The following is a 24,119-nucleotide window of genomic DNA, read 5'->3' on the forward strand; positions in this document are numbered from 1 at the left end:
AATGTAAAATTCTTTTCTCCTAAGCATCCAGCTCCCCTGCTATCAGGTTCAGGCTGCTCAGGCAAATAATGGCATCACTCAGCATAGCGCCTTTTACCAACTCCGGATAGGCCTGGTAATAAATAAAGCACGGACGCCGGAAATGCAAACGGTACGGACTACGGCCGCCATCACTGATCAGATAGAAACCCAGCTCCCCGTTACCACCTTCAACGGCGTTATACAGCTCGCCCGGTAAAATATCCGATTCACCCATAATGATCTTAAAGTGATAGATCAGGGCTTCCATTTTATTATATACATCCTGTTTTTCCGGCAGGTAATAGGCCGGTACATCAGCATGGTATACATCTTCCGGCAGGCCTTTCAGCTTATCCATTGCCTGGCGTATAATGCTGAGGCTTTGCCACATTTCGGCATTGCGTACCAGGTAACGATCGTAACAGTCGCCGGTGCTGCCTACCGGTATGGTAAAATCAAAATCTTCGTAGGAGCTGTAGGGGTGTGCTACCCTTACATCATAGTCTACACCGGCGGCCCTTAAGTTAGGCCCGGTAAAACCATAGTTCATAGCCCTTTCTGCGCTGATAGCCCCTACCCCGGAAGTTCTTTCCACAAAAATGCGGTTACGGGTCATCAGGGTTTCAAACTCAGTGAGCGCTTTAGGATATTCTGCCAGGAATTTTTCTATTTTCTGGAAAGCAACCGGTGTAAAGTTCCTTTCGAAACCGCCTATACGGCCTATGTTAGTGGTAAGGCGGGAGCCGCACACCTCTTCATAGATCTCATAGGCCAGCTCACGGAACTGCATCAGGTACAGGAAACCGGTAAAAGCGCCGGAATCCACCCCTACTACTCCGTTACAGATCAGGTGATCGGTAATACGGGCCAGCTCCATAATGATCACACGCAGGTAATCCACCCGTTTAGGTGTTTGAATACCTAACAGCTTTTCTACGGTCAGGTGCCAGCCCATGTTGTTGATAGGGGACGAACAGTAGTTCAGGCGGTCTGTTAACGGCGTGATCTGGTAATAGGGACGGCGTTCTGCGATCTTTTCAAATGCGCGGTGAATATACCCTACGGTAGATTCTGCGCTCATTACCCGCTCACCATCTATTTCCAGAATATTCTGAAACACGCCATGCGTGGCCGGGTGCGTAGGACCCAGGTTCAGCGTGGTGGTTTGCTTTTCCACGGAGCCTTGCGGCAAATGTATATGTTGCTGCTCTGACATAAATCAAAATGAATAATGAATAATTAGTAATGAACAATTAAGCAGTTCGTTAGGACATCGGTACGCTGCATGCTGATTATTCATTCTTAATTATTAACTGTTAATTATTTAGCGTCCAAACATATCGTCATCCTTATCTATACGGCTCTGGTCTTCCAGCGGGAATTCCTTGCGCATAGGGAAATATGTCATTTCATCCACATTCAGGATACGTTTCAGGTTCGGATGACCTACAAAGTCAACACCGAAGAAATCATAAGATTCCCGTTCCATCCAGTTAGCGGATTCAAATAGTTTGGTAGCTGTAAATACCTGAGGTGCTGCAACAGGGACAAATACCTTAAAACGCAGCCGTACTTTTTCGCGGAAGTTATAAAGGTGGTATACTACGGCCAGTTCTGCATCTACCTGGTGGGGATAGTGCACCGCAGTAAGGTCTGTTAAAAAACGGAATTGCAGCTCCTCATCATCGTACAGGAACTGCATTACTTTCAGGTTGAGGGCGGCAGGTGCTGCAAAGGACAGTACGCCAAAAGATTCTTCTAAATTGGTTAAGGCCTCTCCAAACTTTTCAACCAATCTTTGTTTTATATAGTCGTTTGTCAAAGACATCCGATTTCAGATTTACGATTTACGATTCTTGATTTACTGGATGCCATATTCATTCATCAGGTCCTGGTAACGTTGTGAGTGACGGCGGCGCATGCTTTCCTGGCCTACCAGGTCCTGGATGCGCATAAAACCGTCCAGGATAGCCTCCGGCCGGGGCGGGCAACCCGGTACATATACATCCACCGGTATTATCTGGTCTATACCCTGCAGTACAGAATAAGTATCAAACACACCACCGCTGCATGCGCAGGCACCTACGGCTATTACCCAACGGGGCTCTGCCATCTGCAAATATACCTGGCGCAACACCGGCCCCATTTTTTTAGCAATGGTACCCATTACCATCAGCAGATCACACTGCCGGGGTGTAAAAGCCATACGCTCAGAGCCAAACCGGGCCAGGTCATAATGCGAGGCGGCCGTGGCCATAAACTCAATACCACAACAGGATGTGGCAAAAGGTAAGGGCCAGATGGAGTTTTTACGCGCCAAACCAATCACCTTATCAAAAGAGGTAGCAAAAAACCCCTCACTGGAATACCCTTCGGGTATTTCCACCATCTTCACTTTTGTATTATGCGAAACCGGACGTGCCATAGACAATCCCTCCTATAAAATTTAAATACGGTTTATAATTGTATTGCTACTTTTCTCTTAATCCTCCCACTTCAGGGCGCCCTTCTTAATAATGTAAAAAAAGCCGCCCATAAAGAATGCTACAAACATCAGCATAGCAAAAAATCCGTCCCAGCCCAGCTCCTTAAAATTTACTGCATAGGGGTAGAAGAAGATCACCTCTACGTCAAACAGTACAAACAGGATGGCTGTCAGGAAATATTTAATAGCCACAGGTTGCCGGGCATTCCCGATCTGTTCTATTCCACTTTCAAAGTTAATCAGTTTGTCTTTGGTTTTCCTTTTAGGTCCCAGGAAATGCGTTGCCAGCATGGTAATACCTACGAAGCCTACGGCAGCCAAAAGCTGCAAAACAATAGGAAAATAGCTGAAAGGAGTAGTTGCTGACAATAGTTCAATGTCTAAAAACATAAGCTTCCCAATAAAACGTTCACGCGAATGTGCAAAAGTACTGCAACAAACGGCAAAATACAAATCTGTGAACGTCTAAAATATTATCTTTTTTTACCAAACGGAAACTAAAAAACCCCGGCGGTACGCTGTGATGCCCCGTATACAATGATTTTTAATGCGTGTTAACCGCGTTTTAATAAGTATGCCACACCGCTTGGGTGTGGCACACATCGTTAACCATTCATTACGAATGAATTATCTTTTATCTATGCCCGGATCTGTTGCCGGACTGCCCCCTGGGGGCCGTTTTATTAGTATTGGAAATGTTTTCCTTGATCTGCTTGGCGGCCTCGCTGGTGGGATCCAGCGCCAGCAGCTTATTCATGTATTTTTCAAGGTTGGGCTTGTCTTCTTTATTATAATAGTACACCATAATGTAGGTATAGGCTTTTACCAGCCCTACCTTGTTCTTGGCAGGATCTGATTCGGCCATGCTAATATACTTGTCATAATAGGGCACTGCCAGCCCCTTCTTTGCTTCCGGGTCCTTTACCGCATTTACGGATCCCCGCCAGTAAACACCGGTGGTAATGTCGGGGAACTTATCAGCCAGTATGCCAAAAGCGCTGTCTGCACGGTTCAGCATCAGGGTATCCGGCGGAGTGGTGTTACCCGCTGCCCGGAAGTAGTTTTGCCCTACATTATAATAGTCCAGCGCACCCAGCGTTTCCTTTTGCTGTGTTTTCAGGTCTATTATTTTCTTATACCAGTCTGCGGCCTTATCAAAGGCTTCTGCGTTAATGTAGGCCTTGGCTACATCTTCATAGCGGGCCACATCCTTAGTGGTATCCAGGGTCGCGTATTTTTCCAGGTATTCCAGCGACTGTTTATTCAGAGCCGCCTGCTGTGTGGAGTCCGGGGCTTTTATACGGCTGTAGATAGCGCTCAGCAGCTTATAGTCCAGCACTTCCAGCTTTTCCGGTGGAGTAGCCTTGGTGTAGTCATCCATCGTTTTCTTTGCATTTACAGAATCGCCTTTTTGCAGATAGGCATCGGCCATCAGGCGGGTAAACTTGCCTTTATAGGCATCCGTTGCCTGTGGCAACATGCTTTTTGCTTTAGCAATGGCGGCGTCGTAATCCTTTTTATAAAAGGAGATGGCGGCCAGGTTATACTCGTTTTCCAGCTTACCGGCTCCGGCGCCTACCACGTCAATGTATTTCTGCAGGTATTTGGCGGCGTTCTCCAGGGAAAGCTGGTTTTTAGTGGGTGTAATGTAAAACTGGTATAATTCATAATACGCCGGGCCATAATTAGGGTCTATGGTGGTAGCCTTGGTCCAGTCGTTCACCGCTTCCTGCAACAGCTTGGCATTGTAATTTACCAGGCCCTGTTTGGTTACGGCCTCTGCCCTTTTAGGTTCCAGCTCCAGGGCCTTTTCGTAAGTGGTAATGGCTTTACCACCATTTTCCCCACCCAGGGCACGGTAAGCATCCCCCAGCTCAATATAATCCGATGCGGTAGCAGTATACTGCTCCTTCTTTTTACGCCCGGTATTGTTCAGGAGCTTTTCCATAATAGTCATGGCATACCCGCGGTCGCCCCCTTTAACTTCCGTATTAGCATCTGCAATGGCCCGCGCTACATCGCCATTAGCTCCCTGTGTGGCTGTACTGGCTGCTTCAAATTTTTGTTTGGCTGCAGCGGCATTTCCATTCAGCAGATCAATGCGGCCCATGCCCGCCTGTAACAGGGGGGAATTAGGTACTGCCTGTAATCCCTTCTGAAAGGCCGCAGCGGCAGCATCCTTGTTTTCCAACCCCAGCTCCGCCATACCTAAATAATAATAGGCGCGGTCGTCAGGTTTGGCGGCACTCAGCTTAGTGAATGTTTGTTTGGCAGATTCGTATTTATCGTAATACAGATCCTTCAGCCCATCTTCTATGGATTGAGCCATTATGTTGTTAGTAATGCAAAGTAATGCTGCAATAAAAAGTTGCTGTCTCATGCGGTCTGATTTTGTGATATAAACCAGTTGTCTCCTTATCCTTTACTCTTACTGTAATATAACAAAAATCGGGCGGAACCGGAACTATTAAAAAGTTAAAAAGGGGAGCGCTTTGGCAGCACTCCCCTTTTCAGGAAAATATTCTAACGGGAAAAATTATTTCTTGTTCTGACCTTCTTTAGCAGGTTTGGGACCGGGTTTAGCATTGCTTTTTGCAGTGCTGGCCAGGTTCTCCTGGATCTGCTTGGCAGCAGGATCGTTCGGGTTCAGGGATAAAACCTTATCCATCCAGGTTTTCAGGTTGGCTTTATCTTCTTTATTATAATAATAGATCATCATGTATTGGTAAGGATACATCAGCAGGTTAGGCTTTACTTTGCTTTCGCCGCCTACTTCAAAGAATTTAGTGAAGTAAGGTACTGCAGCGCCTTCTTTTGCTTCCTTATCGTTCAGCATGTTGGCACGGCCTCTCCAGTATAAGCCAAGTGATTCCTGGGCTGGATATTTGCTTACGAAAGTACCAAAGGTAGAATCCGCATCTTTAGGTTTGTTAGCGTAGATCTCCATGGTGCCTTTCCAGAAATAATCCTGGATCTTACCGGAGTTCTGCTCGTCAGTAAAGTCTGTGGTAAGCTTACCATACCATTCAGCAGAACGGCTATAATCGCGCAGGCTCTTAAATTTCTCTGCTACTTCGCGGTAGTGGTCTACGTCCTTAGTGGTATCCAGGGTAGCGTATTTTTCCAGGTATATGGAAGCCATTGAATCAACCACTGCAGCCTGCAAGCTGTCCTTAATTTTTACGCGGCCGTAAATTTCGCTCAGCAGCTTGTAGTCGTTAGGTTCCAGCTTGCTTTCGCCAGCGGTTTTTACGTATTCGTCAATGGTTTGTTTTGCTGTCATGGAATCACCTTTCTGCAGGTAAGCATCTGCCAGCAGGCGGGTGAATTTACCTTTTTCTTCAGCAGGTACCTGTGGTAATACAGTTTTTGCTTTATTGATAGCGGCATCATAATCTTTCTTATAGAAAGAGATAGCTGCCAGGTAATATTCATTTTTCAGCTTATCAGCAGGGTCGCCTACTTCCATATATTTCTGCAGGTATTCTGCTGCTTTATCCCAGGAGAGCTGATTCTTTTTAGGTGTGATGTAGAACTCAAACAGCTCAAAGAATGCAGGTGCATATTTGGGATCGGTATTGGTAGCCTTGGTCCAGTCGTTCACTGCTTCCTGTAACAGTTTGGCATTGTAGTTCACCAAACCTTGTTTCATGATGGCTTCTGCATTGTTAGGTTCCAGCTCCAGCGCTTTCTCGTAAGTGGTAATGGCTTTACCACCATTTTCACCACCCAGCACGCGGTAAGCATCGCCCAGCTCAATATAATCAGCTGCAGTAGCAGTATATTGTTCTTTCCTTTTACGGCCTTCGTTATTCAGCAGTTTTTCCATGGTGCTTAATGCGTAACCACGGTCGCCGCCTTTTACGGAGGAGTTAGCGTCTGCAATAGCGCGGGCTACATCGCCATTACGGCCTTGAGTAGCAGTAGCAGCGGCTTCAAACTTTTGTTTGGCTGCAGCTGCGTTATTGTTGATCAGGTCTATACGGCCCATACCTACCTGTAATAAAGGTGAGTTGGGTACAGCCTGTAAGCCTTTCTGGAAGGCCGCAGCGGCAGCATCTTTATTTTCCAGGCTCAGTTCTGCAATACCCATGTAGTAGTATGCTCTTTCGTCTGGTTTAGCGGCGGCTACTTTTTCAAATGTTTCTTTGGCAGATTTGTATTTACCGTAGTACATGTCCTTTAAGCCATCTTCTACAGATTGAGCCATTACGCCATTCGCGACGCACAGCAATGCTACAATTAAGCTTTTCCGTCTGTTCATGAGCAATCTGGTTTTAGTTGTGTTGTGTTTTTTTGCTTTATTGAATATTGGCTTCCCTGAACACCGCATTAATCTTAGCAGGGAATAACCTGAATTTCTTAATTATCAGCTGGCCTTCATAACTGCCGAGGAAGGTTGCAAATCCCGTGCCTAAGCCCCTGTAGGGCTCTCTGAGCACAAAGAAGCAACCACGTTTCAGCGGGTAAGAGCCGGTAGCAATGTATGCCTGATAAGGCTTTACAAATTCGGAGCCATAGTCGGCCCGCACCTTTACTACCGTGGCCTTGCTGGTAAACTCGATCGAAGTGGAATCATTCGGATCAGAGATCCAGTTCACACCGATCACGCCGATGGCGGCTTTGTTCTTCGTAACGTAGTCCACTACTTCCGGATTGGTTTTAGCTGCCATGGTATTAGGCGGCAGCGCTTTTCCTTTATTCAGGGAATCGCGTATATACCTTACGGTGCTGGAATTTTCGTTATCAAAAACAATTTGCCATTTGCGTTCTGTGTCGGTACCATCCATAATGTGGCGTACCTGGTCCATAGTTAGAATGGAGTCAGGATTCTCATGGTTAGTAACCAGCGCCAGCGCGTCCCAGGCCAGCAGCATGCTTTGCGGAGTAATCTTTAACTCTTTAAAGTAGGCTTTTTCTTGATCCGTTAATTCGCGCGTGACAATGACCATGCGCGCACTATCATTTAAAAGATCTTTAAAACATTCCGCTTCCGGTTTGTATTCCGCCACAATCTTTGTTTTGGGATACAGGGAGTGAAATACTTTCAGCTCTGCTTCTATCAGCGGTTCATACGTTTCATCTACACTAATATGGATACTGCCTGTTGTGGGCGTATCCAAAGGTTGTTTTCCATTACCGCCATTGTTGCATGCAAACAGGCCACCAGCCAACAACGCCAGCCAGGCCGCCTTATGCTTTATTCCTTTCAAAAACATAATATAGCCGGTTAGTTTTCTTCTGTTCGTTTGTCAAAAAATAATTGTTTAATACCTCTGTACACACGAAATAATCCATACGCCACCAGTATTGCACCAAAAATATTCATCACCCATGGGTCCAATCTAAAGTTGCCTAAACCCAATTTTTCAGCAAAGAAGGCAAAGAGTCCAAAGAGCAGAAAAAATATACCTCTTAACAATTCCCCCAGTGGGCGGTACGCTATCTGTATCCGCCTGTTACTTGATCTTTCCTGTTGCATTAGCATGATAGTAAGTTACAATTATACAAAAATTATTTTTTTAATCTCACATATTCAAAGCCAGGAAAATGTTAAAACTACGGGCCAATATGTGTTCAAATGGCCGTTGCTGCTGACTTTGCGGGCATTAACTTTTTTTGTTCCTTATTTATTGTTAATATATTTAACAATTGGGTATGAAGGTGTTAAGCGACCGTTAATGCAGCGGCTGTAAACGCCGGCCTTTGATAAATAGATGCGGACCGCACCTATTTTCCATATAGGGACTTCCCGTAAAATCTTGTAGGTTTGCGGTCCCGGCCAAACCGGGCGCTCATATGAAAGTATTAATGGTATGCCTGGGCAATATTTGCCGCTCTCCGCTGGCAGAAGGCGTTTTACGGCACCTGGCGCAAAAAAAGGGACTTAACTGGGATATTGATTCAGCAGGCACGGGCAGCTGGCATATTGGCGACCCGCCGGATCACCGCTCTGTAAAAGTGGCCCGGCAGTACGGGGTGGATATTTCCGGGCTCCGGGGAAGACAGTTTGGTGTGGCAGACTTTCAGCAGTTTGACCGCATTTATGTAATGGACCTGGACAATTACCGCGATGTACTGCGGAAAGCCCGCAGTGAGGCCGACCGGGCAAAGGTGCAGCTGCTGCTGGCCAACCAGCAGGAAGTGCCTGATCCCTGGTATGACGATAAGCTTTTTGAGCCGGTATACCAGATGATCTATAAAGCATGTGAGCGGATAATTAATAATGAAAAATGAATAATTAATAATCGTGGAGGCTGATAGCTGAAATACTGGTAGAATTTCATATTAATTGTTCCTGGTTCTTTATTCCTTCGTTCTTATTGAAGTATTTGATTTTTCATTTGACATTATTTTTATCGATTATTAATTTTTAATTCTTAATTACTAATTACTCAATTATTCATTCAATGATAAAACCCAGCATCCCCAAGGGTACCCGTGATTTTGGGCCGGCAGTGGTGAAGAAGCGGCAATATATTTTTCAAACCATCCGCGAAACGTTTGAGCTGTTCGGCTTTCAGCCGCTGGAAACACCGGCGATGGAAAACCTGAGCACACTGACGGGTAAATACGGAGAAGAAGGTGATAAACTGATCTTTAAGATACTGGACAATGGCGAGATCTTAGGCCGTGCACAACAAGCCAAGGATAGCCGGGAACTGGCTACCCTGATCTGTGAAAAAGCGCTGCGTTATGATCTTACTATTCCCTTTGCACGATATGTAGTGATGAACCAGCATGAGCTGGCCCTGCCTTTTAAACGCTACCAGATGCAACCTGTGTGGCGGGCGGACAGGCCGCATAAAGGCCGCTACCGCGAGTTTTACCAGTGCGATGCCGATGTGGTGGGCAGTAACTCCCTGCTGAATGAAGTGGAATTACTGATGATCTACGACCGGGTATTTACTAAACTGGGGATGCAGGGCTACGAAGTGCGGGTAAATAACCGCAAGATCTTAAGCGGTCTGGCGGAAAAGATCGGGAAACCCGAACTGCTGATGGATATTACCATTGCCATTGATAAATTAGATAAGATCGGGGAGGCTGGTGTGAATGAGGAATTATTAAATCGCGGACTGAGCCAACAAGATGTGGACATAATCAACAACTTCCTGCGCATAGAAGGCAATAACACTGAAAAATTACAGCAATTGCAAACCTTGTTGCAGGGTTCAGCTATTGCGCAAAAAGGCATTGAAGAATTATCGTTTGTGCTGAACAGTGGCTTAGGGCGTTTTCAAGAGGCCCCGATCGTAGATGTAACGCTTGCGCGCGGTCTGAATTATTATACCGGCATGATCGTAGAAGCCAAAGCGCCGGCAGTGGTGAAAATGGGCAGCATTGGCGGCGGCGGCCGTTATGACGACCTTACAGGATTGTTTGGTCTGCCGGGTTTGTCGGGCGTAGGCATTTCCTTTGGGGTAGACCGTATTTACGATGTGCTGGAAGAGCTGCAGCTGTTCCCTTCCACCGCACAGCAAAGCACTAAAGTATTATTCCTGAATTTAGGAGAACAGGCTTTACCGGTGGCGTTTAACCATGTAATGCAGCTGCGCGATAAAGGTATTGCGGCAGAAGTATTTCATGAGCAGGCCAAGATGGATAAACAAATGAAGTATGCCGATAAACGCGGTATCCCTTATGTAGTGATCATTGGGGAAAGTGAGCTGCAGGAAAATATGCTGAGCATTAAAAACCTGCAAACCGGGGAGCAGCAGAAGATTGCAGCCGGTGAGCTGTTAGGGTTTGCGTTTTAATTAATAATAAGAATGAAATCATAGGCCGGGATGCCGGTGAAATACATTTCTGCAACCAGCATAAAAAGAGGGCGATATTTCAATTGAAGTATCGCCCTCTTTATTATTAATTATTCATTCTTAATTATTATTTATTCACCGCAACATTACTGCTCTTAAACGCCTCCAGCCCGCATTTCAGCCAGCTGGCATATGCTTTTACATCCGGCGTATAACCCACCGGGCGTGTAAGCAATTTTTCATCAGGGCTGATTAACACATAGAACGGTTGCGAGTTATTGCTGAAATTTTCTGTTTGCATAGTGGCAAACTTATCCCCTATTGTTTTTATTTCTTTCTTATGGCCTGTGCCGGTAGTGAACAGGAATTGCGCATCTTCCGGCAGCAGCTTACGGTCATCTACGTATAGGGATACCAGTATGTAATCGTCTTTGATAATTGTTTTTACTTCATCCTTCGGCCATACATTTTCTTCCATCTTACGGCAGTTCACACAAGCCCAGCCTGTGAAGTCAAGCAGTATGGGTTTGTGCTGCTCTTTGGCCAGCTGTAAGGCTTTCTCATAATCATTGACCACATTGGCTTCCACGCCTTTTCCTTTGGCAGCATCTTCTCCATATATACTGTATGTTAAGGGCGGCGGGAAACCGCTGATCAAAGCACGGTTTGCATAAGGGGTGTTGGTAACCCCCGGTAACAGGTACAGTGTAAATGCCGCGAAAATTAGCGTAAACACCAAACGGGTTGGGCTCAGTTTCTTCAGCGGCGCATCATGCGGAAAACGGATCTTACCCAGCAGGTATAAGACAATACAAACACCAATAATAATCCAGATGCCGAAGAACACTTCCCGCTTTAACAGGCCCCAGTGTTTTACCAGGTCTGCATTGGATAGGAACTTAATAGCCATGGCTACTTCCAGGAAGCCCAGCACCACTTTCACGGTTGTTAACCAGCCACCGGATTTGGGTATTGAATTTAACCAGCCGGGGAACATGGCAAAAACGGCAAAAGGTAATGCCAGCGCAAAACCAAAACCGGCCATACCCATAGTTAGCTGCATAGCGCCGCCATCTGTTGAAAGGGAGCCTGCCAGCAGGGAACCTAATATAGGACCGGTGCAGGAAAAAGATACCAGCGCCAGGGTAAGCGCCATAAAGAAAATACCAACAACCCCGCCTACGCTGGTCTTCGCATCCACTTTACTGGCTAAGCCACTGGGCAGCGTGATCTCAAAGTAGCCAAAGAATGAAATGGCAAATACAATAAAGATCACAAAGAAGGCCAGGTTTAGCCAGATGTTGGTAGAAATATTATTGAGTATTTCCGGGTTCAGGGAAGTTAAAAAGTGAAAGGGTAAGCTTAATAATACATAGATCAGGAAAATGAAAAAGCCGTATAAGGTGGCATTCATTACCCCTTTACTTTTTTCCTTTGTTTTTTTGGTGAAGAAAGAAACAGTGAGCGGGATCATGGGAAACACACAGGGTGTTAGCAAGGCAATGAAACCACCCAGCATACCGAGTATGAAAATACCCCACAGGCTTTTCTTTCCCTCATGCCCAATACCACCACAGGTATTGGCAGGGCTATCCAGTATAATGTTATTGCGTTTCAGTGTTTGTGCAGCATCGCTGGATTCCTGTAAGCCGGCTGCTACGCTGGTTAAGTTACCGGCTGCATCCAGGCTGAATTTAAAGGCTGTTTCTTCCGGGCCCACTACTTCTTCGCCCTTAATGGCCATGAAGTTCACGCTACCGGCTACTTTATTGGCGCCGGGTTTCAGCTTTACAGTGGCCAGCAGCTCTACTTCGTTCTCAAAAAATTTGATGTTGGCATTATCCAGCAGCGGCTCTTTACGGTTATTCAATTTGCCGGCTTCTGTTACATTTGTTAAGGTGGCGGTAGCTGCAGCGGTGGTATCCAGCACCACGCGGGTGTTGGGCTCATCATCGCTCATGGTGGTGGAAAACAGCTGCCAGCCTTTTTCAATAGTACCTTTCAGGTGCAGCACATATTCGCCGTCATTTTTTTTCTCAGCGGAATATTGCCATTTTACCACGGGAGCCGTGGAGTCCTGTGCATGGGCTACTGCAGTGGCGCCCAGCATGTATAGTAGAAATACGAACAAGTGCTTCATGGTGGTTTATCACGGAACTTTAAATAAAAAAATGGCAGTCCGCAGGGCTGCAATGGGCAGTGAATGGAAAAGTGTTGCATCTTATTTCATTCACGGCTGATTGCTGGCTGCAAACTGCCAGTTACAAATGATGGGTCAAATACTGCCTCACTTCCCTCCTACGCCTATTGCAAACTCAATCTCTTTGGGCGGCAGGCATTGGTGATCATCACATACCATGAACTCAACAGAGCCTTTTACTTTGGTAGCCGCTTTCCCTTTAATGGTAACGGTTTGTACAAAGTTTACCTGGTTCTCGTAATATTTTAATTCAGAATCAAAGTTCTTATCAAACGCTTTGTGCAGCTTACCATCTTCCTTTATGCGGCCGGTAGCAGCTACCAGCGGATTTTTGCTGAACTTAAAGGAGGTAGGCACCGGTCCTTCACCGGCTTCTTGTGCATACAGGTGCCATCCCGGATCTATGGTGGCTGTCATATGCAGCTCATAGGTCTTGTCATTGATCTTTTTAGATGCAAAGCTCCATTTTACCGGATTTTCGATCTGCGCACTTGCCAATACGGGCAAGGCAAACAAAAGCAGTGCAGTGAACAGTTTCTTCATAATCAATTTTCTTTTTAAATGGTTGGTTGGTTCTGGTTTTGGTGTCTTAATTATTTGCGATCAGGCTCTGGAATATCAGCTGACCGTCCCTATTATTCAAAGCGGCGCTGGTAGCGCGCTCCGGGTGTGGCATCATGCCAAAAACATTTCTTTCCTTATTACAGATACCGGCTATGTTGCGGATTGCGCCATTTGGGTTGGCAGTGTCCACAATATTGCCAAACTCATCGCAGTAGCGGAACAGCACCTGGTTGTGCTTGAACAGGCTGTCCAGTGTGGCATTATCTGCATAATAGCGGCCCTCGCCATGGGCCACCGGTATCATCAGCGGACGACCGGTTACATCTTTAGTAAGGGAAGTGGCGGTATTTTCGCTTTTCAGGAAGATATTCTTACATACGAACTGCTGGTTCTGGTTACGCAGCAGCACGCCCGGCAGCAAACCGGCTTCACACAGGATCTGGAAACCGTTACATACGCCTATTACACGGCCGCCTTTGCTGGCAAAGTCAATTACGCTCTGCATCATAGGGCTGAACCTGGCTATGGCCCCGCAACGCAGGTAATCGCCATAGGAAAAGCCGCCCGGCAGTATAATACAGTCCTGTGTGGTAAAAGTGCTAATGTCTTTATCCTTATGCCACAATTCTATAACTTCCTGCCCCAGGTCATAACGCAGGGCATCTATCATATCATGGTCACAATTAGAGCCAGGGAAGGTGACAACACCAAATTTCATGTGAAAATCTTTAATCAATAATACAGGTAAATTGCAAAATTAGGGAGCCGTCCGCATATTTCCATAGCCGTCTATACTAATCTAAGCAAGTGCTAACTGGTAGATATGCTAATGTACTGACAAATAGTCCTATATATATTATTCTTATACTCCGCCGGTAGGCCGGCATTCATTTTTTAACTAAAATACTGCATTACAACCACGTAACCCAGCGTAATAAAGTGGATGATATTGGCTACCGTTTCATTGGTAATGGTCCAGTATACATTGGCCACGAACATAGAAATAGGTAATATAGCCAGCACCCAATAGTCCGGTGAAAAATGCACATTAAACAAAGGCACCAGGATAGCCACCATCACAAAAACGATCTGCACCGCCCAGGTTTTACGTGTTTGGATCAGCATTTTCTTTAACGGGCGCTGTAACAGCATCCACCCCAGGATAAAGAAGAACAGGCTGGCTATTACAGCGCCCCATGCTTTATAATCACTGATAATTGGCAGGCTGAAACCTATATGGGGGATTCTTTTCAACAAAGCCCCCTGGTTGGTGATGAACAGGTAGGTGCCCAGCAGGTACAGCGGGCATATGAGCCCCAGCAGGGCAATGATCCACTCTGCCAGCCGGAAGGGCCGCATAATGAGCAGGCTGATAAGCAGCAGCACGCAAAATACAATGGCCGGGAAGTAGAATAACCCGGCAATACCCAGCGCAAAACCTATATTAAATACTATATCCCTTGCGGAAGTGCGTGTATACAGCTCCGTTGTACTGGAAAATACCCACAGCATAATACAGTTTATCAGCAAGGCCGGTGAAAATACATTCCAGCCCTGCCATAAAGAGGTAAAGAGCAGGTAGCTCATTGCCGGCAGATAGGTGGATTTGGGAAACAGGCGGTGGTGGTTAATGATCCTGGTGAGCAGCAGCGTTTGCAGGAACAGCAGCAGGATGGCTATGGAGGTAAAGAACAGCGGACTTTTGCCTACCAGCACCTGCAGCCATTTTACCAGCAGGTCGTACAAAAGCCCCTCTGATCCGTCTGCAATAAAGGTTGACGGATGTAACAGGTAGAAAAACTTAACCAGTAACGTATATATTAACAGCAGCAATACCGTTAGTGGATTGCCGGAGCGGAAAAATCTTACCACGGTGCAAAGGTGTGATTAAAAGTCAACTTTTGCAAAGCAAATATAATTCCTGTAAACACAGGGTATCAGTACGCTGCGGCTGCTGATCTGCTTCCCGTAACGGGGCATCCAGGTGAAACCTTTGTCCAGGTTGCGGAGGGTAGGCAGGCGGCTGATCTTACCATCCGGCTGTATGCTATTATCCGTTAAGATATAGTTACGGCGGTCCAGCTCATTATACAGGAAACGCAGCTCACTGCCAATGTTCACCATTATATAGGAAAGGTACAGGTCTGCCCCATCATCAAACTGGCTTTTGCGTACAAAGTTGCTCCATTGGGGGTTGCCTTCATTATCAAATGACAGGATAGCCACATTATCATAGTGGTAGCGGTTTCCCTGCGAGTTATTCCATCCCCAGGGGTTATAATACATGGGGGAATACGGGGAATAATAATAGGAGTACGGGTACGACATGCCGCCGTATGGGCCGTACATATAGTTCCAGCGGTTCCAGGGCTGGTAGCGGGAGGTGGTGTAGAACGATTCTGCCGTTAACAGGAAGCCCCCGTCTTTGGTATTGATGATCTTACGAATGAAATAATCGTTGAAAGCTGCATTGGTAGAGGATTCTCCACGAGCATTCATTTTCAGCTCATTGGAGAACTGGGCCAGCTTTTCAAATACCTGCTGTTTCTGCTCATAGTCGTATTTGCTGATGTACAGGCCTTCTACATTGCCCCGCTTCTGTTTGTAATAAAAGGCGGTGACCAGGGCCCGGTGCTGGTTGTTATCCAGCTTCATTTTTACCTCATCCAGCAGCTGGTTCTGCAGCTTCATGGGCGTGATCTCAAAGGAATCCACTGCGGATCTTTTGATCACCAGCTCCCCGTTCACGGTATAATCCCGGTTGCTGGTGCGTTCCAGCTTGGTAAATATCAGGTCGCCGTTATTGGAGAGGTTAAAATTGCTGAGGAAGCTCTTTTTTTCCATGGGCAATGAAAGCCGGCTGTTATTTACAAAGTTGAAAGAGCTGTCGTACTGGAAGGTGTAAAACACGTTGTTGTCTTCCTTGTCCTGGTTGATCTTGTAGATCAGGATGCGGGCCTTATCTTCCGAATACTCTACGGAATACACTTTGTTTTCCTTGGAATAAAAACCGATGCGGGTAGAGTCTATTACCACTGGAGATTGTTCAAACTTGGCTTCCGGGTTCATGGTGGCGCATACGCTGTACACGGCATCCTTACGCTGGAACTGGTAGATCATGAACACCTTGTTGGGGTAGGCCACAAAATCCATGCTGATGATCTTACGGGGTAAAAAGTCCAGCTTTACCCGCTGTTTCAGCTGCATGGCGTTATCATATACGGACACCGCGTTATCACCCCGGTCATTTTTATACACCATGATGTTACCGCCTACCCGGCCTATAATTTCAAATTCAGTGCTTTTATAATCATCCCGTTCCGGTTCTGAGTAGGCTATTTTTTGGGCCATGAGTGATCCGCCACACAAAAGCAGGCAAGCCAGGAGAGAAAATCGGTATAGCATCGGTATATGTTTTAAATAATGTGGTAACGTAAATTCATTCTATATTGTTGTAGGCGACGGGCCATACCCATAGGAAAAATTTTACAGTCAAACCTACACGAAAATTTGCTTTTCACAAAGAGTATGTGGTCCATGGTCAATGGTCCATAGTCCACAGCATGGTTCAGCGCTAATTGTATTGCGGATGAATGGCCGGTGGCAATGATACACGGCTGCTGCCTATACGCGTAAAACCTGCCATACGCTAAAGGCTGTGGACCATGGACTATTTACTTTTATTCTGTACATTTAGATAAATTTAATTCAGAACCGTTCTTTGCCTGATGGAAACAGTGTTAATTACCGGGGGTACGGGATTTGTTGGAGAAGCGCTTACTCAACTGCTTACTGAACATGGATATCATGTAATTGTCCTGAGCCGTCAACCACATGCGCACACAAATTCCGCTAACAACCTGCTCACCTATGCTCATTGGGATGTGCGCCAGCAGGCCATAGATCTGGCTGCCGTGCAGGCGGCTGATTTTATTGTGCACCTGGCCGGGGCCAATGTAGCCGGCCACCGCTGGACCAATGCCTATAAAAAAGAGATCGTAGACAGCCGCGTTCAAAGCAGCCAGCTGTTATTCAATACGTTACAGCAGCATCCTAATAAGGTGCGCAAATTCATCAGCGCTTCCGGCACCGGTTATTATGGTGAAAATCATAACGGCGTTGCTCCTTTTACAGAAATGGACCCACCTTCCACAGATTTCCTGGGCAATACCTGCCAGGCCTGGGAAGCGGGCGCCCTGCAAATGGAGCAGCTGGATAAAAAAGTAGTGATCTTCCGCACCGGTATAGCCTTAAACAAAAACGGCGGTGCGCTAAAGGAATTTTATAAACCCCTGCAGTTTGGTTTTGCCACTATCCTGGGCAGCGGGGAACAATGGGTAAGCTGGATACACCTGCACGACCTGGTACGCCTTTACTTTAATGCGATCGTAAACCCGGGCTTAACCGGCATTTTTAATGCCGTGGCCCCAAAGCCGGTACAGCACAAGGACCTGATCATGACCATGGCCAAGGTGGCGAAGGGCAAAAGTTTTATTTCTGTACATGTACCTGCCTTTGCTTTGAAGCTGGGCTTAGGTGAGATGAGCACGGAAGTATTAAAAAGTGTCAACGCATCCTGCCAAAAGATACAGGACACCGGGTTCCAGTTCTCCTACCCGGAGATTGGTGCGGCAATGGAACAACTCTTGCAATAATTGCTAAACGCTGAACGCTTAATGCCGAACGCTGATCGTATTTTGCTTTAGGCATTGAGCATTCAGCGTTAAGCGTTCAGCATTTTCTTACTTCACGATCCACCGGTTCACCATATTATCCGGACCTTCCAGCACTACTTTATAAAAGCCTTTGGGCAGTTGTTGTACGTCCACTACTGCTTTTTCCTGTTCCAGCGGCACCTGTGCCAGTAGCTGGTAATCATCCTGACCGCCTTCTTTGAACCGGTTGGTAGTGGCTACCCATATTTTCACCTTTCCTTTTTTAGCCATGGCCTTCCATTGCAGCTGCAGCTTGCCATTTGCATACGCGGCCTGCGGCTGTACCAGGGATACAGGGCCTATAAGCGGCACCCCATCTAGTTCCCGGGCATTTGCTTCAGGGATCTTAACTTTCATAAAGCGGGCAATGCTGGGCATAATATCTACTATACCCGGCTGGCCATGCTTAAAACAATCGTTCAGCTGCTGCGCATTGGTTACCATCCAGGTGGTACGTTCCCGGTCCGACTGGCGGCCATGCCCCCGGCCGGTTACACTATCGCGTCCATGATCCGTGGTAACGAAGATCAGCCAGTCTTCCCCGAACTGTTTGCGGCGGTACTGGATGGCGCTCCAGATGCGGCCTACCTGGTCATCTACCATCTTCACGGCATCGTACATTTTTTCACTGTCGCCAAAGCGGTGGCCCATATCATCACTGTATTCCAGGTATACCCAGGAAAGGTCCGGTGCATTGGTGCGGAGATAGGCTGCGGCCTGGTTGGTCACGGTTTCATCTATCAGGTGAATGTACCGGCTGCTTTTATCATGCGGGTACTGTACCGTATCCAGCTCCAGCCCATCCACATGATGATCTATATGCAGGTACCCGGTTTGCTGCAGGCTGTCACCTACCAGCTTGGTACGGTTATCCAGCCAGGTGGAGAAAATAGCGGTTTGCTTTTGCGGGTAAGCCGCTTTAAAATAGCGGAACAGGCTCCAGTAATGATAGTTCTGTGCGGCAATATCGTTATCCCATACATTGTGCTTATTCACCCAAACGCCTGTGAGCAGGCTGTTGTAGCCTACTGCGGAAATAGTGGGTGTTTGAGAATAACCGCCCTTTTCCCCTCCTACGTAAGCGCGGGTATAACCGCCTGCCGCTGCAATGCTGTCCATGTGCGGGGTGGGAATTTTTTCTTTCACATCTGCCGGAATACCATCTACTATAATAAATACCGCCTTACGGGCGCCTTGCTGGGCGTGAAGGGTAAGGCCGGAGGCGAGGACTAACAGGAAAGTATATATGCTCTTTTTCATACTTGCATAGTTTTGAAATCCTAAAGAATGTAAAATGTAAAATTTTAAATCATAAATGTAAAAGTAAAATGCCGCAACACCGGGTGCACACTCATGCCCGGGGCATTTTACTTTTACATTTATCTCGTTCATAAAGTCATTTTAAAGGTCTCTATGAACCTCCTTCGTCGGTTGTTCATTTTTCATTTATGATTTTACATTCCCTTTAAGCTATTCTTTGATCAGTAACCACATTTGTCCGTTAATATTATCTCCTGCGGAGTATTGGCGGCTAATTGCGGCAGTTACATTCTCACGGTTCAGGTCAAACTCATTTTCAGGATACATCCAGCGTTTGGGTACCTGGTGATTGTTAAGCACACCGGCGCCGGATACATCAAATACGGGGAAGCCTGTACGCCGTTGCTCATAAAAAGGCAGCCAACCTGTGTTCACAAAACAGGCAATATATTTTTGTGTAATAATGGCTTTCAGCTCCTGCCCTGCCTGCAGCTGCACAGCCGGTTGGGCCAGGTAGGCGGTAATGGCGTCCGGCGCTGTTTTATAGAACTCCTGGGAGGCCTGTATGCCTTTTTTATAATAATCGCTGGCGCTGCCACTGATCCAGCCGCGTACTACCGCTTCTGCCAGTATGAACTGCAGCTCTGCATATCCCATAGCAGTGCTGGCCTCATTCACGGGGTCATGGTAATAACGCTCATCTATTTTAGATGCCTGCCCGGCTGCTACCCGGGTAGAGTTCTCGTCAATAGTGGCGCTGCCCATAACACCGCCGTAGGCATTAAAATCATCATCTGCCAGCCCGGAATGGATGGGCGCTTTAGCTGCCATACGGAACAAACGCGGATCTTTCAGGCCTTTCAGCATGTTCACAAAAGTTTCCTCCATGTAATAAGCGGTTTGCAGATCGTTGTTGTTAAAGAAGGGATAACGGTCGTCCTGCAGGTCATAGAACACCAGCTGCGCATTGTCGGCATTACCGGTAAATAAAGGATACTGCGCGGGATTGTTCACTATTTCACTGAACCGTTGTTTGACATTCAGCTTTGTGTTGCCTTCTTTCTGGGAAAGCATGATGAGCACCCGCAGGCTGAAACTGTTGATCAGCTGTTTCCACTGTTTAATGGTGCCTTTGTACACTACATCGCCCTGTATGGTACCGGCATCGTCCGTCAGCGCAGTGTTGGCTTCTTTCAGCTGATCCAGCACTTTCAGGAAAATATCCTCCTGTTTATCATAGCCCGGTGTAAAATTTTTCTCGTTGCCCTGTAATGCTTCGCTGTAGGGCACATCGCCAAAGGTCAGGGTAAGTCGCATAATAAAATAGGCCCTGAAAAATTTGGCTAATGCCAGGTATACGGGTTTATTTACCCGCTGGGCTTCTGTTTCCATCTGCACTACCTGGCGCAGGTTATCATAGTCGCCATACCCGGAGCGTTGCCAGCCGTAATACTGGTTATTATTAACCCCGTCTGTATAGGCCATCTGGCGCGATGCCAGTGCAGCAGACAGGCTCACTTCATTAAAAGCATCGATCTCTATACCGGTAAGCAGCAGGTCCGGTGAGGCCTGCGTGGTTTTGTTGGGATCTGTCTGAAAAGCCTCAAACTTTTTACAGCCCGCCAAACCGGTTATAAGCAGCAGGTTAATGGCAATAAATATCTTTCGCATACTTTACTTGCTTTGATGATCAGAATTTAAAATTCACGTTAAAACCCATGCTGCGCATAGAGGGTGTTTGCAGGTTATCTTCGCCGGTATCCGGGTCCACATTAGGCAGCTTTGCAAACAGCAGCAGGTTACGGCCTATCAGGGCTACAGAGGCGGAACGGAAGAAAGTGCCTTTCACCCATTTTTCCGGTACCTGCCAGGTCAGGTTTACCTCCCGCAGCTTTAAAAAGGTTTCTGAATAATAATTGTAACGGGTGTTGGCGGCATTGCTGGTGTTCACCATATAATCAATATAGTTCACGGCTTTGGTGTTGGGTGCAAACTTGCGGCTGTCGCCAACAATATTGCCTGCACCATCATACTGGATATCACCGCCGGTTACTACTACGCCCTGGCCTACATAGGTGGCCTGTCCGGCATTGGCATCATCGCGGAACTGGTTTACAGTGCCAGGGTGCGTACCGCCCCACCACATTTTCTGGTTGGTGGTGGAGTAGATCAATCCGCCAATACGCCCATCTACCAGAAAACGCAGCGAAAAATTCTTATAACGGAATGTATTTTCCACGCCATATACCCAATCCGGATCATCGTTACCTACATACCGCGTAAAGGGATCATCTTTTGGAAAACCATTGCTCTGGTATACAATATTACCCTGCGGGTCTTTTTCATATACGGATGCAAAAATGCGGTCCACCCTGTCTCCTACCTTCAGCTTACCCAGCACGGCTTCATTATTGAAAATGGCCTGCAGGTAGCGGTGGTAGCTGCTGAAATTCACCAGCACATCCCAGCTGAGATTCTTATTACGTACAGGGGTGCCCGTTAACACAAACTCTATACCCTTGCGTAAATACTTATTACCATTCTCCCGGCGGGAGGTATAACCGCTGGTACCGGATACATTGATGTTCACAATATTGTTGTAATCCTGTATGCGGTAATAAGTGGCATCAAAACCCAAACGGTTGCCGAACCACTTCATTTCCAGGCCGGCTTCCCAGGAGGCAGAGGTGCGGGGTTTCAGATCGGGGTTCTGCAGCGTGCCGCCGTAAGTGAGGGAGGGCGTGCCATTCCACTTAATGCCCCGGTCATAAGCGGGCAGGTAATTGTAGGTATAGGTATTATCCGAATCCAGTAAACCACTGGACACTTTTGACCAGGAGCCGCGTGCTTTCAGATAAGAGAACCAGCGCGGCAGCTTTACCAGCTCAGACACCAGAATAGAACCGGATACGGAAGGATAAAAGAATGTATTGTTGCTTACCGGCAGGGTGGATATTTTATCTGTACGGCCGGTGAGCGTCAGGTAAAACGCGCCTAAATATTCCAGGTCCACAAAACCATAGGCGCTGCTGGTACGCCTTTCTTCCAGCCCATTGGTACCCTGTACCGGGTTGGTAGAGTTGCTGAGGTTATAAAAACTAGGTATTGACAATCCATCTGTATTAGACGACTGGTACCGGTAATTACGGTAGTAGTTGGAGCCGCCTAATTCCGCATGCACTGCAAAGTCTTTATTGAAAGTATGCTCATACCGCAAAATGAGGTCCGTAACAATGTCAATATAGTTGCCGCTGCTCACATAAAAGTTGCCGCGCGATTTATCGCTGTAACGCACATAACTCTTAGGCTCTTTTACATTGGAGGTTAAACCATAGCTGTTAACACCCGTGCGGAATTTAGCGCTGAAATCCTTATTGAACGTATAGTTCAGAGCCATGGAGCCAAACGTATTGTCCTTATAATAACCATTCAGCAGCTCATATGCCTGGAAGTAAGGATTGTTATACCACGACTGGTTGTAGTGTTTTTGCTGAATGCCTTCCTGGCCTGGCTGCCAGTAGCTGCGCAGGTCCCGGATATCTACATCAGCGCCGGTCCATAAAACCAGGTTATACAGGTAGTTGCCGGGACCGTAGCCTACTTCCGGATAATTATCAGTGTACTGGCGGTTATAAGTGATGCGCGCATCCACATTCAGCCGGTCAGATAAATTATAATCACCTGATAAGCTGAAGGAGCTGTTGTTCAGATCCGTATTTGGCACTACTCCCATTTGATAAATATGAGAGGCTGATGCCCGGAAATTACCTTTATCACTGCCTTTGGTAACACTGATGTTGTTAGTGGAGATAATGCCTGTTCTGAAAAAGTTCTTCACATTATCCTTACCGCGGGATATAAAGGGCAGCGGCGTGGGCTGATTCGTGTTGGGATCTATAGGACTGTTATACTGCGGTGTTTCCCAATAACCACTGGGAGTGCTGGGATCGGGCTGATCCAGCTTAGGACCCCAGATCCAGCCGGAACCTTCCGTGCCACCACCGGAACCATCCACATAAGCGTATTTGCCTTTGTAACCATCGCCGTAAGTGCTTTGCACTTTGGGTATGCGTATAAAAGAGGGCTGGAACATGGTAGAGGAATTAAATTCCACTGCCAGGTCTTTACCCTTACCACGTTTGGTGGTGATCATAATAGCGCCGTACTGGCCTATGGAGCCGTATAATGCAGATGCAGTGGGGCCTTTCAGCACGCTAATGCTTTCCACATCATCCGGGTTCACCTTCCACATATCTGCCTGCTGATCGGGAATACCATCAATTACCATCAGCGGTTTCTGTCCTCTGAGGGAGATGCCTGCATCCCGGAAAAGATCTGTAGAGCTGCGGATGGTAAGGCCGGCCACACGGCCGGTTAAGGAGCTTACCAGGTTGGGCTCCCTGGCCTGCGTCATACTTTCCCCTTTCACCTCCTGCACTGCATATCCCAGTGATTTCTTTTCTTTTTGTATGCCCAGGGCGGTTACTACCACTTCATTCAGACCCGATACATCGGGCTGTAATGCCAGGTTAATGGTGGTTTGCCCGCCTACCGTGATCTGCATAGGTTTGTAGCCCATGAAGTTCACCACCAGTATATCTGTAGCAGCTACCTGGGGTATGGAAAAATGCCCTTTGGCATCTGTAACGGCGCCTTTGGTTTTTCCTTTAACGGTAATGGTTACGCCGGGCAATGCCGTGCCGGTTGTAGCATCGGTAATGTTGCCGCTTACTGTTACCTGCTGTTCGGCTGTTTGCTCACCTGCTATGCTATGTATGGCGTAATAATTACCATATATCAGCTCACTGGTTAGCCCTAAGGGGTGCAGCAGCTGCGGCAGGGCGGTTTGCAGCTCCTCCTGCGTTACTTTACGGTAAATGGCGTCGCTTACAGTTTTGCCGTACAGGAGATTGCTGTTGTAGTTAAATTTTACTTTGTGCGTGTTTTCCAGCTGCAGTAACACTGCTTCCAGCGGATGCAAAAGCCGGGTGTTCGCTGTGCCGGCCTTTGCAATCATATTTTGCTGTGCATAGATTGGGTTCAAACAACAACCCGATGCATACAAAATAATAATGCCTGTTACTACTCTTTTTATAAGTAGCGTTTTATGCATA

The 24,119-nt window shown here is 46.9% G+C and carries 18 protein-coding genes; 3 read left to right on the forward strand and 15 right to left on the reverse strand.

Translation table 11 applies throughout. The features are described 5' to 3' along the window. Positions 1-19: 19 nt before the first annotated feature. The 7 genes from KVT36_RS02520 to KVT36_RS02550 form a co-directional block, all read right to left on the reverse strand. Complete coding sequence (locus tag KVT36_RS02520) at positions 20-1,237, reverse strand: NADH-quinone oxidoreductase subunit D (protein ID WP_217601907.1); 1,218 nt, start codon at positions 1,235-1,237, stop codon at positions 20-22. A 108-nt stretch (positions 1,238-1,345) separates the two neighbouring features. Then, entirely contained in the window at positions 1,346-1,849 is a 504-nt protein-coding gene (locus tag KVT36_RS02525; protein ID WP_217601908.1) for an NADH-quinone oxidoreductase subunit C, read from the reverse strand. Positions 1,850-1,882: 33 nt separating this feature from the next. After that, a complete protein-coding gene (locus KVT36_RS02530) occupies positions 1,883-2,410 on the reverse strand; it encodes an NADH-quinone oxidoreductase subunit B (protein ID WP_254639822.1) in 528 nt (175 codons plus the stop codon). 93 nt (positions 2,411-2,503) lie between these two features. Then, positions 2,504-2,896, reverse strand: coding sequence for an NADH-quinone oxidoreductase subunit A (locus KVT36_RS02535; protein WP_089906148.1), 393 nt, complete (start codon positions 2,894-2,896; stop codon positions 2,504-2,506). Positions 2,897-3,140: 244 nt separating this feature from the next. Next, a complete protein-coding gene (locus tag KVT36_RS02540) occupies positions 3,141-4,886 on the reverse strand; it encodes a tetratricopeptide repeat protein (protein ID WP_217601910.1) in 1,746 nt (581 codons plus the stop codon). A 156-nt stretch (positions 4,887-5,042) separates the two neighbouring features. Beyond that, positions 5,043-6,770: a lipopolysaccharide assembly protein LapB gene (locus KVT36_RS02545; RefSeq protein WP_217601911.1), complete on the reverse strand. Its 1,728-nt coding sequence runs from the start codon at positions 6,768-6,770 to the stop codon at positions 5,043-5,045. 37 nt (positions 6,771-6,807) lie between these two features. Further along, positions 6,808-7,719, reverse strand: a complete 912-nt coding sequence (locus KVT36_RS02550) for a substrate-binding domain-containing protein (protein WP_217601912.1) — start codon at positions 7,717-7,719, stop codon at positions 6,808-6,810. A gap of 586 nt (positions 7,720-8,305) precedes the next feature. On the opposite strand from KVT36_RS02550, the gene KVT36_RS02555 reads away from it, so the two are divergent. Next, positions 8,306-8,743 carry a low molecular weight protein-tyrosine-phosphatase gene (locus KVT36_RS02555; RefSeq protein WP_254639801.1) on the forward strand — a complete coding sequence of 146 codons (438 nt, stop codon included), beginning with the start codon at positions 8,306-8,308 and terminating at the stop codon, positions 8,741-8,743. Between the two features lie 173 nt (positions 8,744-8,916). Beyond that, entirely contained in the window at positions 8,917-10,266 is a 1,350-nt protein-coding gene (gene hisS / locus KVT36_RS02560) for a histidine--tRNA ligase (protein ID WP_217601913.1), read from the forward strand. Positions 10,267-10,393: 127 nt separating this feature from the next. On the opposite strand, the gene KVT36_RS02565 is transcribed toward hisS, so the two are convergent. From KVT36_RS02565 to KVT36_RS02585, 5 genes are all read right to left on the reverse strand, one after another. Then, on the reverse strand, positions 10,394-12,406 hold the full coding sequence (locus KVT36_RS02565) for a protein-disulfide reductase DsbD (RefSeq protein ID WP_217601914.1): 2,013 nt from the start codon (positions 12,404-12,406) through the stop codon (positions 10,394-10,396). 147 nt (positions 12,407-12,553) lie between these two features. Then, entirely contained in the window at positions 12,554-13,009 is a 456-nt protein-coding gene (locus tag KVT36_RS02570) for a protein-disulfide reductase DsbD domain-containing protein (RefSeq protein WP_089906156.1), read from the reverse strand. A gap of 46 nt (positions 13,010-13,055) precedes the next feature. Then, positions 13,056-13,748, reverse strand: coding sequence for a phosphoribosylformylglycinamidine synthase subunit PurQ (gene purQ, locus KVT36_RS02575; RefSeq protein WP_217601915.1), 693 nt, complete (start codon positions 13,746-13,748; stop codon positions 13,056-13,058). A 176-nt stretch (positions 13,749-13,924) separates the two neighbouring features. Continuing rightward, on the reverse strand, positions 13,925-14,902 hold the full coding sequence (locus tag KVT36_RS02580; RefSeq protein WP_217601916.1) for a hypothetical protein: 978 nt from the start codon (positions 14,900-14,902) through the stop codon (positions 13,925-13,927). A gap of 15 nt (positions 14,903-14,917) precedes the next feature. Beyond that, entirely contained in the window at positions 14,918-16,435 is a 1,518-nt protein-coding gene (locus tag KVT36_RS02585; protein WP_217601917.1) for a hypothetical protein, read from the reverse strand. A 323-nt stretch (positions 16,436-16,758) separates the two neighbouring features. On the opposite strand from KVT36_RS02585, the gene KVT36_RS02590 reads away from it, so the two are divergent. After that, positions 16,759-17,685: a TIGR01777 family oxidoreductase gene (locus KVT36_RS02590; protein ID WP_217601918.1), complete on the forward strand. Its 927-nt coding sequence runs from the start codon at positions 16,759-16,761 to the stop codon at positions 17,683-17,685. An 87-nt stretch (positions 17,686-17,772) separates the two neighbouring features. Here the strand turns inward: KVT36_RS02590 and KVT36_RS02595 are convergent, their stop codons facing one another. The 3 genes from KVT36_RS02595 to KVT36_RS02605 all read right to left on the reverse strand — a co-directional run bounded on the left by KVT36_RS02595 (position 17,773) and on the right by KVT36_RS02605 (position 24,118). Continuing rightward, the gene (locus KVT36_RS02595; RefSeq protein WP_217601919.1) at positions 17,773-19,005 is read right to left on the reverse strand and encodes an alkaline phosphatase family protein; all 1,233 of its coding nucleotides are present in this window, start codon (positions 19,003-19,005) and stop codon (positions 17,773-17,775) included. A gap of 210 nt (positions 19,006-19,215) precedes the next feature. Next, positions 19,216-20,676: a SusD/RagB family nutrient-binding outer membrane lipoprotein gene (locus tag KVT36_RS02600; RefSeq protein WP_217601920.1), complete on the reverse strand. Its 1,461-nt coding sequence runs from the start codon at positions 20,674-20,676 to the stop codon at positions 19,216-19,218. A 19-nt stretch (positions 20,677-20,695) separates the two neighbouring features. After that, a complete protein-coding gene (locus KVT36_RS02605; protein WP_254639802.1) occupies positions 20,696-24,118 on the reverse strand; it encodes a SusC/RagA family TonB-linked outer membrane protein in 3,423 nt (1,140 codons plus the stop codon). Position 24,119 lies beyond the last annotated feature (1 nt).

The organism is Chitinophaga sp. GbtcB8, assembly GCF_019091455.1.
Lineage (GTDB): Bacteria > Bacteroidota > Bacteroidia > Chitinophagales > Chitinophagaceae > Chitinophaga.